The sequence below is a fragment of the Streptomyces sp. NPDC028419 genome (genome assembly GCF_055565515.1).
In genome coordinates, this window is the sequence record NZ_JBVHUE010000008.1 from 155,359 (window position 1) to 168,554 (window position 13,196).

Annotated in this window: 10 protein-coding genes; 2 read left to right on the forward strand and 8 right to left on the reverse strand. The window is 73.8% G+C overall.

What is annotated here, in order from left to right:
* Window positions 1–2 precede the first annotated feature (2 nt).
* Window positions 3–1,346 (reverse strand): cytochrome P450, encoded by a 1,344-nt coding sequence (locus ACZ4UB_RS12325; RefSeq protein ID WP_468070074.1) that lies wholly within the window; start codon window positions 1,344–1,346, stop codon window positions 3–5.
* 242 nt (window positions 1,347–1,588) lie between these two features.
* On the opposite strand from ACZ4UB_RS12325, the gene ACZ4UB_RS12330 reads away from it, so the two are divergent.
* Window positions 1,589–4,471: a tetratricopeptide repeat protein gene (locus ACZ4UB_RS12330; RefSeq protein ID WP_468070075.1), complete on the forward strand. Its 2,883-nt coding sequence runs from the start codon at window positions 1,589–1,591 to the stop codon at window positions 4,469–4,471.
* 189 nt (window positions 4,472–4,660) lie between these two features.
* Window positions 4,661–5,332, forward strand: coding sequence for a phosphatase PAP2 family protein (locus ACZ4UB_RS12335; RefSeq protein ID WP_468070076.1), 672 nt, complete (start codon window positions 4,661–4,663; stop codon window positions 5,330–5,332).
* 63 nt (window positions 5,333–5,395) lie between these two features.
* On the opposite strand, the gene ACZ4UB_RS12340 is transcribed toward ACZ4UB_RS12335, so the two are convergent.
* The 7 genes from ACZ4UB_RS12340 to ACZ4UB_RS12370 all read right to left on the reverse strand — a co-directional run bounded on the left by ACZ4UB_RS12340 (window position 5,396) and on the right by ACZ4UB_RS12370 (window position 13,193).
* Window positions 5,396–6,721: a glutamate-1-semialdehyde 2,1-aminomutase gene (locus ACZ4UB_RS12340; protein ID WP_468070077.1), complete on the reverse strand. Its 1,326-nt coding sequence runs from the start codon at window positions 6,719–6,721 to the stop codon at window positions 5,396–5,398.
* A gap of 7 nt (window positions 6,722–6,728) precedes the next feature.
* Window positions 6,729–7,280 (reverse strand): dTDP-4-dehydrorhamnose 3,5-epimerase, encoded by a 552-nt coding sequence (gene rfbC / locus ACZ4UB_RS12345; RefSeq protein WP_468070160.1) that lies wholly within the window; start codon window positions 7,278–7,280, stop codon window positions 6,729–6,731.
* Window positions 7,281–7,384: 104 nt separating this feature from the next.
* The gene (locus ACZ4UB_RS12350; RefSeq protein ID WP_468070078.1) at window positions 7,385–8,644 is read right to left on the reverse strand and encodes a polysaccharide pyruvyl transferase family protein; all 1,260 of its coding nucleotides are present in this window, start codon (window positions 8,642–8,644) and stop codon (window positions 7,385–7,387) included.
* Entirely contained in the window at window positions 8,641–9,588 is a 948-nt protein-coding gene (locus ACZ4UB_RS12355; RefSeq protein WP_468070079.1) for a glycosyltransferase family 2 protein, read from the reverse strand. Before ACZ4UB_RS12355 ends, ACZ4UB_RS12350 begins: the two co-directional genes overlap by 4 nt.
* Window positions 9,585–10,892 carry a hypothetical protein gene (locus ACZ4UB_RS12360; protein WP_468070080.1) on the reverse strand — a complete coding sequence of 436 codons (1,308 nt, stop codon included), beginning with the start codon at window positions 10,890–10,892 and terminating at the stop codon, window positions 9,585–9,587. Before ACZ4UB_RS12360 ends, ACZ4UB_RS12355 begins: the two co-directional genes overlap by 4 nt.
* A 4-nt stretch (window positions 10,893–10,896) precedes the next feature.
* Window positions 10,897–12,171: a DUF4910 domain-containing protein gene (locus ACZ4UB_RS12365; protein WP_468070081.1), complete on the reverse strand. Its 1,275-nt coding sequence runs from the start codon at window positions 12,169–12,171 to the stop codon at window positions 10,897–10,899.
* Window positions 12,168–13,193, reverse strand: a complete 1,026-nt coding sequence (locus tag ACZ4UB_RS12370; RefSeq protein ID WP_354381635.1) for an NAD-dependent epimerase/dehydratase family protein — start codon at window positions 13,191–13,193, stop codon at window positions 12,168–12,170. The genes ACZ4UB_RS12365 and ACZ4UB_RS12370 overlap by 4 nt, the downstream gene beginning before the upstream one ends.
* Window positions 13,194–13,196 lie beyond the last annotated feature (3 nt).

The following is a 13,196-nucleotide window of genomic DNA, read 5'->3' on the forward strand; positions in this document are numbered from 1 at the left end:
GGTCAGGCGGCGCCGCCCCCTCGGGCCCGCCGGACGGTGGCACGCAGCGGGCCCACGGGGTGCAGGACCACGCCGAAGAAGGTGGAGTGCGGCAGCTCCTGGAAGTCCAGGTCGTAGGCGGGCAGGAGGAGTTCGAGGACGCAGAGCATCTCGCGGTAGGTGAACTGCTGCCCCAGGCAGGCCCGGGCGCCGAGGCCGAAGGGGTAGAAGGCGCCGAGCTGGGCGGGGCGCCGGCCCGGTTCGATGAAGCGCCAGGGGTCGAACACCTCCGGATCCGGCCAGAGTTCGGGGTCGCGGTGGGTCAGGTAGGGGGAGCTGAGCACGTGAGCGCCCGCCTCGATCCGGAATCCGCCGATCGTGTCGTCCGCCGCCGCGTGGCGGGGGATCAGCCAGACGGCGGGGTGCAGCCGCATGGTCTCGTTGACCAGCGCGGTGACCACCTCGCGCCGCTGCTCCGGCGAGCCGTCGCGGCAGACGTCGAGCACCCGCTCCCGGACGTCGGGGTGCCGTGCGAGCCGGAGGAAGAGCCAGGACAGCGTCTTGGCGGTGGTCTCGTGGCCGGCCACCAGCAGGTTGACCAGTTCGTCGCGGATCAGCCGATCGGTGTACTGCGGCCCGGTCCGCGCCGCTTCCAGGAAGACCCGGAGCAGTCCGTCCCCGCCCTCGGCCCGCTCCCTGGCATCGGCGATCGCACGGGCGCACGCGGCGTCGATCCGTGCCAACGCGGCCGTCACCGCTTCCTGGTCGGCCGGGGCGGTCGCCGTGAGCGCGGAGAGGTGGACCGCCACCTCGTGCATCGCGTCGAGTTCCCGATGGGTCGCGTCGTCCAGCGGATCCCCGGTGAGGGTGCGCCAGATGGAGTCCAGGGCGAAGAACTGCAGGTCGGCGCCGACGTCGGTGGGCTCGCCGGTACGGGCGTACTCGGCCCAGCGGCGCTCGGTGCGCGCGGCCGCCTCGGTGATCCGCTGCTCCCACCGGCGCAGGCCGACCGAGGTGAACTGGCTCTGCAACAGGCGTCGTTGCTGCTTCCACCGCTCGCCGCTGGCCGCGATCACGCCGTCGCCGAGCAGCAGCCCGGCGCGGTGCGACTGCTTGACGTACCCGTCCGGGTGCTGGGCGAGCACGTGTTGGACCTGCTCGGGGCCGGTGACCAGCACCGTGCGGCGCGGGCCGAGGGTGAAGGCGGCCAGCGGGCCCAGTTCGGCCGCCCGGGTGAGGAGTTCGATCAGTTCGCCGCCACGGGCCTGCCAGGCCGCCACCTCCTGCGGCGGCAGTTCGGGCAGCGGAGCTCCGGGCGGTGATCCCGGCCGGACCCGGGGGATCGGACGGTCGGAGGCCGTGGTCATCGGGTCTCCCCAGGTAGGCCCCGGTGCGCGCCGTCGACGCGGCGCGGCGGGGCGAGGACGTGACGCAACGGATCCTATGCGACACGGTGCGCCACCATCGGTGGTCCCGACGCGGCCGTCCCAGCCGAGCGCGCCGAGGTTCGAGGAAGGCGCGATCGCCGCGGTGCGGACGGGAGAGGATGACCTCCGACGAGCGCGCGGACCGGTTCGGACGGAAGGCGCGGTACGTGAGGAGCGGGCACGTGGCGGGTGGGAGCGAGGCGCCGGGCGCGGCGCTCGTGGAGCTGCGCCGGCGGCTGGTCGACGGCCTCGCGCTGGCCGGCCTGACCAAGACCCGACTCGCCGCCCGGGCCCGACTGGGGCGCACCACCGTGCACGACGCCCTCAGCGCCCGGGGCCCGGTGCCTTCGGCCGCGACCGTCGCGGCCCTCGCCGCGGCGCTCGGCCTCGCGGGCACCGAACTCCTGGAACTGCGCCGCCGCGCGGCCGGGGCCCCCGCCGCCCCGGAGGGGATGGCCGGGCCCGGTTACCTCGGCAAACCGATCGGCGACTGGGACCCGCACCACCTGGAGGTCCACCCCGCCGGCCCCGGGGCCGACCACCACCTCGTGCCGCTGCTGTCGGGATACGTCCCGCGAGGCCACGACCGCAGGCTCGCCGAGGCCGTCGAGGCGGCGGGCGCGGGCCACAGCCAGATGATGGTGCTCGTCGGGTCGTCCTCGACGGGCAAGACGCGGGCGTGCTGGGAGGCCGTACAGCCGTTGGCGGCGCAAGGGTGGTGGCTGTGGCACCCCTTCGACCCGTCACGGGTGGCGGCCGCGGTCGAAGACCTCGCGCGCGTCGGTCCGCGCACCGTGGTGTGGCTGAACGAGGCCCAGCACTACCTCGGCGACCCCGTCCACGGAGAGCGCATCGCGGCCGCCCTCCACGCGCTCCTCACCACCAAGGACCGCGGGCCGGTGCTCGTCCTGGGGACCCTGTGGCCCGAGTACGAGCGCCGGTACACGGCCCCGCCGGTGCCGGGCCCGTCGGATCCGCACACCCGGGTGCGGGAACTCCTGGCGCGCCGGGTCGTCGCGGTGGCGGACACCTTCGACGCGCGGGCGCTGCGCGAGGCGAGCGCCCGCGCGACGGCGGGTGACGTCCTGCTGGCCGACGCCCTCGGCAGGACCCGGACGAACGGGCGGGTGGCCCAGGACCTGGCGGGCGCCCCGCTGCTCCTGCACCGCCACCTCACGGCGAGCCCCGGGGCCAGGGCGCTGCTCGACGCGGCCGTGGACGCGCGCCGCCTGGGCGTGGGGTTCCACCTGCCCGAGCGCTTCCTCACGGAGGCCGCCCTGGACTACATCGGCCAAGAGGACTACGACGCCCTCCAGGACACGGCCGATTGGGAGCGGGCGGCGCTGGCCGAGTTGGCGCAGCCGGTCCACGGCAAACAGGCCCCGCTGCGCCCGGTGCACCCCCGGCCCGCCCGACGCCCCCCGGACGGGTGGTCCGCTCCCGCCGAAGGGGCGGACGCCGAGCGGCTGTTGCGCCTGGCCGACTACCTCGAACAGCACGGTCGCGATGCCCGCCGCCGCGTATGTCCGCCGGAATCGTTCTGGAGCGCCGCCCACGCGCACCTCGCGCACCCCGGCGACCTCCGTGCGCTGGCCGAGCAGGCGAAGGTCCGCCACCGTCTGCGGTGGGCCCACCGCCTGCGCCACCGGGCGGAAGCCGGCGAGCGCGCCGCGGTGCCCGAGCGGGGGGCGACGGTCGAGGAGCGGCTCGACGAACTGGTGGCCCTGGTGTGGGACCGCCCGAACGCGCGGCCATCCGAAGCCGGGGCCGCCTTCGCTCGGGACATGGCCGCCCGAGGCCCCGAGACCCTGCGTCAAAAGGCGCTGTGGCAGCTGGAGGCGGGGGAGCCGGAGCGCGCGGAGCGGCTCTTGCGCGAGGCCGTGGGAGCCGGCCAGCTCGAAGCCCTGGGCGACCTGGCACTGCTCCGCGAGGAGGCCGGGTATCCGCAGGAGGCCGAGGAGCTCGCGCGCGAGGCGGCCCGGGCCGGGCACACCGGCGCCCTGGAGGAGCTGGTGGCGCGGCGGGAGCGGGACGGGCAGCGCCCCGAGGCGCTGGAGCTGGCCCGCTCCCTGGCCGACGCAGGATCCCCCGAGGTGCTCTGCGAACTGGCGGCACGGTGCGGGACGGAGGGCGACGCGGAGGAGGCGCAGAGCTGCCTCCGCCACGCCGCCGACGCCGGCTCGGTCCGCGCCGTCCACCTCCTGTCCCTGCTGCGGGAAGAGGCCGGCGACTGGCGCGAAGCCGAGGAGCTGGCCCGACGGGCGGCCGGGGGTGGCCGTCCGGAGGCACTGTTCGAGCTGGCGCTGCGGCGAGCGGCCACCGGCGACCTCGCCGCCACCGCGTCCCTGTTCCAGGAGGCGTTGGACGGCGGGCACCCGCGCGCGCTGCGAGCCCTGGTGGTCCTGCGGGAGCGCTCGGGCCGCCCCGAGGAGGCGGAAGCCCTCGCCCGGGAGGCGGCCGGCGCCCGTCGGCCGGAGGCGCTGCGCGACCTGGCGGTGCTGCGTGCCAAGGCCGGAGACCTGGCGGGCGCGGAGCCCCTCTTCCGGGCCGCCGCAGAGGCCGGGCACCCGTACGCCGTGCGGGACCTGGTCCGGTGGCTGGACGAGAGCGGCGACGAACCGGCTGCCGAAGACCTCGCCCGACGTGCCGCGCCCAACAGGTTCGCCGCCTTCCACCCGCTGCACGACCTGGCGCGCTGGCGGGACCGCGGCGGCGTCCGCGGCGACACCGAACCCCTCTACCGCGAGGCCGCGGCGCTCGGGGACGGCGATGCCTTGTTGGACCTTGCCGTGTCGCGGGAACGGGACGGGCGGCACGCGGACGTGGATGACCTCTACCGCAAGGCGGCGGACACGGACGACTTTTTCGCCCTGGACCAGCTGCTGCGCCGCTACGAGCGCAGCGCGGCCCCGGCGGCGATGATCGAGGCCCTCTGTCGCGGCGTCGCCGACACTGGCAGCTACGCGTTGCTCCACGACCTCCGCTCGCGGTGGCCCTACGGCCTGGACGCCGACGGCACTCCCACCCCGCCGTGGTCCGACGGGGACGGAGAGGGCGAGGAATGAAACCTTCCATTGGATCACCAACTCCGTTTGCAAGTACTTGACTTGGCTTTGCCGAGCCTGACTGGAGCTTGGTTTACCGGCGCCTGGTTGTTGGTTAGGCTGGCGGCCGGAAGCTGGCCCCCGTGTCCCTGTTCTGACCGGTCGGCGAAGGACATCGGACGTGACGGGAGGACCGCGTTGGACGGGCGTGTGAACGACCGGCCCACGCGTGCCGTGCTCCCCCCGGCGCTGAGCCTGTGGCTCGGGTCGATCGCCGCTCTCGCCGCACTGGTCGTCGTGGTGCTGGGATTCCGGTACGCCGACGACAGCCGGCCCGCCACGGTGGACTCCCGGATCGGGGGAGTGCTGGACGGCCCGGGGCCGTCGCCGTGGCGCCATGTCGCCCTGGCCCTGGACTTCTTGGGGGAGCCCGCGGGATCGGTGGTGCTGGTCGCCGCCGTGGTGACGGGGTGCCTGCTGCTACGGCGCCGCCGCGCGGCCGTCCTGCTCGTCGCCGGTGTCGCCCTGACCGTGGGGACCACGACCCTGCTCAAGTACGTGGTGGGGCGCACCATCAACGGCGGCTACCTGTCCTACCCGAGCGGACACACCGCCTTCCTCACCGCTCTTCTCCTCGTGGTGGCACTGCTCGTGACCGGCCGCCTCGGACTCGGCAAGGCGGCCGGCACACTGCTCGTGCTCACCGCGGCGCTGGTGGGCGGCGCGGCCATGGGATGGGCACAGGTGGCCCTGGGCGCGCACTACCCGACCGACGCACTCGGCGGATGGTGCACCGCCCTCGCGGCGATCCCGGCCGTCGCGTGGCTGGTCGACCGCACGGCCGACCGGTTGGTCCACGTCGGTGGACGGGAGCGCCACTGACGTGACGCGGTATGACGGTTCCTCAGGAGCGCCTCATATCAAAGCGCTTCACGGCACGGCACTTCACGACAAGCGGCGGAACACGGGTTTCACCGGACGCCCGCCCAGCCAAGGGGTGGGATCACCGGCGTCCAGAGCCTTGCGGTACACCGCGCACGCCTGGGCCACGACGTCGACGGTGTGGTCGATGTCGGCCTCGTCGAGCGCGCTGCTCACCACGAACGACGGGGCCAGCACCCCGCCCGCGAGCAACCGGCGCAGGAACAGGGTGCGGTACGGCTGCGAGGGCCGCAGGTCCTGGTCGAGCGTGGCGAAGACCAGGTTGCTGGCCCGGCCGTGGACGAGGACGTGGTCCGCGACCCCCATGCCCGCCGCGGCCTCGCGGACACCGGCGGCCAACCGCTCGCCGAGGGCGTGCAGCCGCGCCGTGATGCCCTCCTCGACGTAGGTGGCCTGTACGGCCATCGCGGCGGCCAGCGAGTGCGTCTCCGCGCCGTGCGTGGTGGACAGCAGGAACACCCGGTCGCCCGTGTGGCGCAGGCCGCCCCGCTCCATCAGCTCGCGGCGCCCGGCCAGCGCGGAGACGGCGAAGCCGTTGCCCAGCGCCTTGCCGAAGGTCGAGAGGTCGGGGACCACGCCGTACAGGCTCTGGGCACCCGCCTCGGACCAGCGGAAACCGGTGATCATCTCGTCGAAGACCAGCACGCAGCCGTGCCGGTCGGCCAGCTCCCGCAGCCCCGCCAGGTAGCCGGGCGGCGGCTCGGTGTGCCCGGCGGGTTCGAGGACCAGGCAGGCGACCTCGTCCTGGTAGCGGGTGAGGAGTTCCTCCGTGGCGGCCAGGTCGCCGTAGGGGAACGCCACGGTGAGCTCGCGGATCGCCGTCGGGATGCCCGCGGACATCGGCGTCGTGCCGATGAACCAGTCGTCGACGGAGAGGAACGGCTGGTCCCCGCAGATGGCCACCCGTGGGCGTCCGGTGACGGCGCGGGCGAGCCGCACCGCGGCCGTGGTGACGTCGGAGCCGTTCTTGCCGAACTTCACCATCTCGGCGGTCGGCACCGTCTCCAAGAAGCGTTCCGCGGCCTCCAGTTCGATGATGGAGGGCCGGGCGAAGTTGCTGCCGCGGTCGAGTTCGCGCCGCACCGCCTCCACCACGCGCGGGTGGGCGTGGCCGAGGCTGACCGACCGCAGGCCGGATCCGTACTCGACGTATCGGTTGCCGTCGACGTCCCACACGTGGGCGCCGCGACCGTGGCTGATGACCGGCGCCAGGTTCTCGGGGTACTGGTCGTCGCCCTTGGCGTAGGTGTGCGCGCCGCCGGGGACCACGGCGTGCAGCCGCTCGTTGGCCTCCCGCGACCTGGGCAGGGAGAAGTCCGCGTCGTTCATGCCGAGGTCACCCCTTCCCTTGCGGCAGGGCCTCGGCGAGGCCCGGCGCCTCCCGGTCCCGCTTGGACATCAGCGTGACCGGCAGCGGCCAGGGCACGGCGAGCTCCGGGTCGTCGAAGGCGATCGTCACGTCCTCGGTCGGGTCGTGCGGGCGGTCGATCCGGTACGAGACGTCGGCGGTCCCGGTCAGCGTCTGGAAGCCGTGCGCGCACCCGGCCGGCACGTACAGGGTCACCTGCGTCTCGCCGGACAGCTCGAAGGTGGCCACGTTGCGGTAGGTCGGCGAGTCCGGACGCAGGTCCACGACGACGTCGAAGACCATGCCGTACGAGCACCGCACCAGCTTCGCCTCGCCGGCGCCGGAGCGCAGGTGCAGGCCGCGCACTACGCCCCGGTTCGAGCGGGACACGCTGTCCTGGACGAAGGAGTGCGGGTCGAGGCCCACCGAGCGCACCACGTCGGCGTCGAAGGTGCGGCAGAAGAAGCCGCGTTCGTCGGCGTACGGAGTCGACTCGAAGAGGTAGGCGCCGGCTATCGCCGGGACTTCGGTCGCCTTCATTGAGGTCGCCTTCATCGAGGTCGCCTTCACCGAGGTCGTCGTCTTCACCGAGGTCGTCGTCGCACCGGTCGCTGTCGCACCGGCCGCTTTCGTGTGGGGCGCATTCACGGAGCCTCCCGCAGGGCGTGATCGTGTTCCTGGGACTGGGTGTTGGAGTGAACGGTGTACGGGAAGAGGGCCGCGGTCAAGGCCGCGAACTGGTGCTTGACTTCGCGCGCCGCGGCCAGGTTCCGTTCGGCGAGGGTCTTCCTCAGATCCGCCGCGCGTTCCTCCAACTCCCGGAACTGCGCGAGCAGTCGGTCCGCGTCGACCTCGCGGGCCGGGTGGCAGTAGGCGCCCAGCCCCATCCGGTCCATCAGCGCGTCGCTCTTGGCCGCATAGCTCAGCGCGAGGGTCGGCGTGCCGACCTTCAGGGCGCTGATGAGGTTGTGGTAACGGATGGCCACCGCCGTGTCGACCGCTGCCATCTCCTTCATCAGGTCGTCGATCGAGGACGTCTCGGCAGCGGTCACCAGCGGCGAGTCCACCGCGTCGAGGATCGCGGCGACCACCTCCGCGTCGACCCGGTCCCCGGTCAGCAGCCGGACCGGCCTGCCCTCCTCGACCAGCGTGCGGACGAACCGGATCGTGCCGTCGAGGTAGCGCCGGTGGATCTCCTCGGCCCGGGCGCGATCGTCGTCGCCGCCGTGGAAGGCCATGACCCCGACGCAGACCGGACCGGCCGGCGGACCCGAGGGCACGTCGGTCACCGGCTTCGGCAGGGAGAAGGCGAGATCCGGGTAGACCTCGTCGCGCGAGGTGTCCACCCCCATCGCCCGCATCGCGTCGCGGGAGGGCGCGTCGCGGTACGACCGGTACGCCGCCAGCCGCGCCGACCAGCGCACCAGCGTCCGGGTCGGCCGGTTGCCGATCGCGGCCGCGCCGACGCTGACCAGCGCGACCCGGGTGCCCAGCAGTCGGCCGGACGCGCACAGCAGGAACAGGGAGTACGGGAACCCCCACGGCCGCAGCGGCAGCGTGGCCTCCAGCACGCCCATGCCCGGCACGATCACCACGTCGTGCCGGCGCACCCAGGCGGCGGTGCGGACGACGTCGATCAGCTTGCCGGCCCCCTTCGCCACCACGGAACCGGCCCGCGAGGCGGTCCGGTACTCCCCGCGGTACCAGTGCAGCCGCGTCGCGGGGATCCCGTACCGGGTCGCCACGACCTCGGCCCCGCCGCACAGCGCGTCCACCACCGCGTCCGGATGGTCCTCGCGCAGGTACCCGAGCACGGCTTCGAGGGAGGCGTCGTTGCCGAGGTTGCCGGAGCCGAGCAGGCCGAACACGCCCACGCGCACGGGAGTCGCCTTCGGCGCGCTCATGCCGGCCTCCCCTCGCGGCCGGCGACGAGCGCGTCGACGGAGACCGTGAGCAGCGCCGGGTCCACCGGGGCGCGGTCCTCCACCCGCTCGCCGGCGCCCGGCCGGGCCCGGCTGGTCATCCAGGCGGCCAGGTGGCGATAGCAGGCGCGCCGGTCCGAGGCGGAGAGCGGCGCCCGCCGGACCGCCGAGACGAAGCCCCACACGTACTCGGCGAGCAGCCGGGCCGTCGGGTGCAGCGGCCCGGCCCGCAGCGGATCCAGGTTGGCACAGCGGGAGCGCTTGCTCGGGTTCGCCCGCTCGGCCCGGTTGGGGTGGTCGCGGCGGAAGTACAACAGCTCCGGCACCTGGTGGAAGCGTCCGTGCAGGGCGATCTCGGCGACGAAGGTGCGGTCCGCGTGGTGGTAGCTGTCGAGCGGCTTCACCCGGCGCAGGACGTCGGCCCGCAGCACCCCGTAGAAGTCGTCGCCGCCCGGCTCGAACAGCAGGCTGCGAAAGCGCACCGGCGCGGACGGCGAAGCGGTGTCCAGGGTGTACTCGTAGGGGACGGTCACCTGGCCGTCACCGTCGATGACCGCCTGGTCGGTGTGGGCGCAGATCACGTCGGGCCGCTCGTCCAGCGCCTCCACGCAGCGCTGGAGCAGGTCCCGGGCGTACAGGTCGTCGTGCGAGGCCCACTTGAAGAGCTCGCCGCGGCACTCGTCGAACACGTGGTTGTGGTTCGGCGAGGCGCCGATGTTCCGGGGCAGCCGGAGGTAGCGGATGCGCGAGTCCCGCGCGGCGTACCGGTGGCAGATGTCCCGGGTCCCGTCGGTCGAGGCGTTGTCGGAGATGACGAGCTCGAAGTCCTCGTACGTCTGGCCGAGCAGGGCGTCGAGCGACTCGGCCAGGTACTCCTCGCCGTTGTACACGGGCAGGCCGATGCTCAACCGCGGATGGGCGGTCATGGTGTCCTCACTTCACGGATGGAATCTTGGTGGTGCTCGCGCAGGGCGGAGCGCAGTTGTAGCCACCACACGGCCGAGCTGCTGAGCGTCGCGGCGGCGACGCCCCAGGACGAGCCGACCGTGCCCGCTACGACCGCCCCGCCGACGCCTCCGCCGGCATAGCAGGCGGAGGCGAACATCTGGCAGCGCAGGCTGCGCCGGGCCGCGCCGAGCGCGCGCAACCCGGCGGCCGCTCCGGTGCCGATGCTGGCACCCGCGACGCCGAGCGTGGCCGGGACGACGAGCTGCGAGGCGGCGGGCCAGACCTCGCCGAGCACGAGCTCGCCGAGCCGGTCCGGGACCAGCAGCAGGCAGGCGCCCCACAGCAGGGCGGCGCCGGCCTGCCCCCCGCCGAGCAGGAGACAGAACCGGCCCAGGCGGTGCGCGGCCTGCCGCAGCACCCGGGCCGCCTCCGCGACGGTGACCAGCGACAGCCCCATCAGCACCGCGAGGAACGGGCCGAGCAGCAGCTCGGCGCCCCGGACGGCGCCCACCGAGGTGACCCCGACGATCGCGCCGAGCCCGTACGCCCGGATCTGGTAGGCGCCGCTGAGGCCGACGTTCTCGGCCAGGTAGCGGTAGCCGAGGTCGCGCTGCTCGCGGAGCCACCCGCGGGCGCCGCCCATGCGGGGCCGGATGCCCGACTGGAAGCAGCCGTACACCGCGGCCACCGCGGCGGACCCGCCCCAGGCGAGCACGAAGGCCGCCACGCTGCCCACGCGGGCCGCGACCAACAGGGCCGGGACGAGCGCGACGCCCCACACGAGGTCGTTGGTGAACGCCTTCTTCCCGATCCCCGCGGCGAAGAACGAGTACCGCCAGGCGTCCTGGATCAACAATCCCGGCAGCACGACGCCGAGGCAGGCCAGAGCCGGACCCACGCTGCCGCCGAGGCCCAGCCCGATCGCCAGGCACGCCGCGCCGAGGGCCGTCCCGACGCCGAGCGCGGTGCCCGAGGACCGGGCCACCGCCGAGCGCCAGGCGGCCTCCGGCACGCCGCTGAAGCGGACCACGAGCGGGTCGGTGGCCAGCCCGCGGGAGACGTTCAGCACCACGCCGTAGGTCACCCAGGCCAGGCTGAACACGCCGAAGGCGGTGGGCCCCAGCGAGCGGGCCACGTAGATGCCCACGGCGAAGTTGCTGATGCTGGAGGCCGCCTGGTCGGCCAGCCCCCAGGACAGCCGGCCCACCATGGCCCGCTTCGCGGTGCGCGGGGCCGGCGCCGCCGGGTCCCGCGTCGTCGTCTTCTCCCCTTCTGTGGTCATGGACTCAGGCCTTGATCAGACCGGCACCGCGCAGGGCGTCGGCCGCCACGGCGACGGTGTCGAACGCCAGCCCCGCGCGCTCGGCGACGTCCAACAGGCTGTGCTCGCCGTCGGAGAGGCTGAGCACCCAGAGCATGGCCATCTGGGCCTGCTTCGCGTCGCTGCGCCCGCCGAGCGAGTCGTACAACCCGCGCCGGCCCAACTGCGGTTCGCCGTACGGACTGAGGTTGAGGTAGCTCCGGTTGCGGTCGAGCACGTCGAACGCCTCGCGGCAGACGGCGAGCGTGTCCGTCATCGCCTCGGGGGAGACGAAGTCCGGATTGTCCGCCGAGGTGTGGTACTCGGGGTAGCCGGCGTAGGGGGTCCGGCTGAGCGAACCCACCCCGAGGTCGAAGCCCGGCGAGCAGTACTGCCGCTCGTCGTAGCCGTACGGGGTGAACTCGGTTATCCGGTGCGGGCGTTCGGAGGTGCGCAGCACGTGCTGGAGCACCCGGTCGATCTCCGCGTCGCCGCGCCTGCTCTGCTTGTAGGTGAGCTGGCCCGAGTCCCCGGCGCAGGCCAGCACCAACCCGTGCTTGACCTTCTCCACCCGCTCCGCGTTGCGGGCGAGCCACGTGATCGCCCCGATGGTGCCGGGAGCGAAGATGAACCGGTAGGTGTAGTACGGCGTCCGCTCGGCCAGCGCCCGCGCCAGGTAGGTCGCCACCGCGACGCCCGCCAGGTTGTCGTTGGCCAACGACGGGTGGCAGACGTGGCAGGAGACGATCACCTCCTCCGAGACCTGCCCGGGGACCACGTGCTCGGCGTAGGTGAGGTGGCCGTCGGCGAGCGTGGAGTCGATGCGGACCTCGTAGTCGCCGTCCGGCAGCGCGTCCAGGGTCTCCTGGGCCAGGCAGAAGCCCCACTGCGGCGTGTAGTAACTGGTGCGGTACGGCACCCAGCTCGGCCGGTCCGGCAGGGTGTGCAGGTGCGGGCGCAGCTCGGCCAGCGGCATGGTCGCCGACACCGGCGTGCTGTAGCCCAGCACGTGCAGGCTGGACGCCGCGAAGTCGACGACCCGGTGGCCCGCGGCGTCGGCGACGTAGGCGTCCCGGATGTTCCACTCCTGGGGCACGGTCCAGTCGAGCACCTGGGTCCCGGTCGCCACCTCGTGCACCTGGAGCGGCACGTACTCGCCGATGATGTCCAAGGTGGCGCGCACGCCGTCGCCCGTGATGCTCCGGCAGAGCGGGTACAGCCGCTCCACCAGTGCGTGCATTTCCTCGCCGACCACGGTCATCGGCGCCACCGCAGGGTCTCGTCGACCGCGCCGGAGTCGGACGCCGAGCGCAGCACGGCCAGCCGGGTGAAGCGCTGGTCGAAGGCCTCCTGGGTCAGCCCGTGCGTACGGTAGGCCTCGGCGAGTTCGAGCGCGCCCTGCTTGACCGTCCACTCGCAGTCGAAGCCGGGGATCGCGGCCCGGAACCGGGCGAAGTCCACCCGGTACGAGCGCGGGTCGGCGCCGTTCTCCCCGGTGATCCGCACCTTGGAGCCCGGCACCGCCTCGGCGACCTGCTCGGCGATCTGGGCGACGGTCACGTTGTTGACCTCGCTGCCGATGTTGAAGGCCCGGTCGTGGACCGCCTCCCGCGGCGCGACCAGCGCCGCCGTGAAGGCCCGCGCGATGTCGACGGCGTGCACCAGCGGGCGCCAGGGGGTGCCGTCGGAGAGCACCAGGACCTCGCCGGACAGCAGCGCGTGCCCCACCAGGTTGTTCAGCACGATGTCGGCGCGCAGCCGGGGCGAGAAGCCGAAGGCGGTGGCGTTGCGCATGTACACCGGCGTGAAGTCGCCGTCGGCGAGCGCGTGCAGGTCGTCCTCCACCCGCACCTTGGACTCCGCGTACGGCGTCACGGGGCGCAGCGGCGCGTCCTCGGCCACCAGGCCCCCGCCGCCGGCGGCGCCGTAGACGGAGCAGGTCGACGCGTACAGGAAGCGCCGCACACCGGCGTCGCGGGCCAGCTGCGCCAGGCGCACGGACGCGTGGTGGTTGATGTCGTAGGTGAGGTCCGGGGCCAGCGCTCCCAGCGGGTCGTTGGACAGCGCGGCCAGGTGGATCACCGCGTCGACCCCGGCCACGTCCTCGGCCGTGACGTCGCGCAGGTCCACCCGCCGCCCCGGCGGGTCCGCGGGCCGCGGACCCAGCACGCAATCGGCGAACAGGCCGGCGTCGAGACCGACGACCTCGTGCCCGGCGGCCGCGAGGACCGGGGCCATCACGGTGCCCAAGTAGCCCTGGTGTCCGGTCAGTAGTACGCGCATGGT

Bases quoted from the DNA above. Each gene is read 5' to 3' on its own strand.
- ACZ4UB_RS12325 (WP_468070074.1), bottom strand. From the start codon at position 1,346: ATGACCACGGCCTCCGACCGTCCGATCCCCCGGGTCCGGCCGGGATCA.
- ACZ4UB_RS12340 (WP_468070077.1), bottom strand. From the start codon at position 6,721: ATGAACGACGCGGACTTCTCCCTGCCCAGGTCGCGGGAGGCCAACGAG.
- rfbC (WP_468070160.1), bottom strand. From the start codon at position 7,280: ATGAAGGCGACCGAAGTCCCGGCGATAGCCGGCGCCTACCTCTTCGAG.
- ACZ4UB_RS12350 (WP_468070078.1), bottom strand. From the start codon at position 8,644: ATGAGCGCGCCGAAGGCGACTCCCGTGCGCGTGGGCGTGTTCGGCCTG.
- ACZ4UB_RS12355 (WP_468070079.1), bottom strand. From the start codon at position 9,588: ATGACCGCCCATCCGCGGTTGAGCATCGGCCTGCCCGTGTACAACGGC.
- ACZ4UB_RS12360 (WP_468070080.1), bottom strand. From the start codon at position 10,892: ATGACCACAGAAGGGGAGAAGACGACGACGCGGGACCCGGCGGCGCCG.
- ACZ4UB_RS12365 (WP_468070081.1), bottom strand. From the start codon at position 12,171: ATGACCGTGGTCGGCGAGGAAATGCACGCACTGGTGGAGCGGCTGTAC.
- ACZ4UB_RS12370 (WP_354381635.1), bottom strand. From the start codon at position 13,193: ATGCGCGTACTACTGACCGGACACCAGGGCTACTTGGGCACCGTGATG.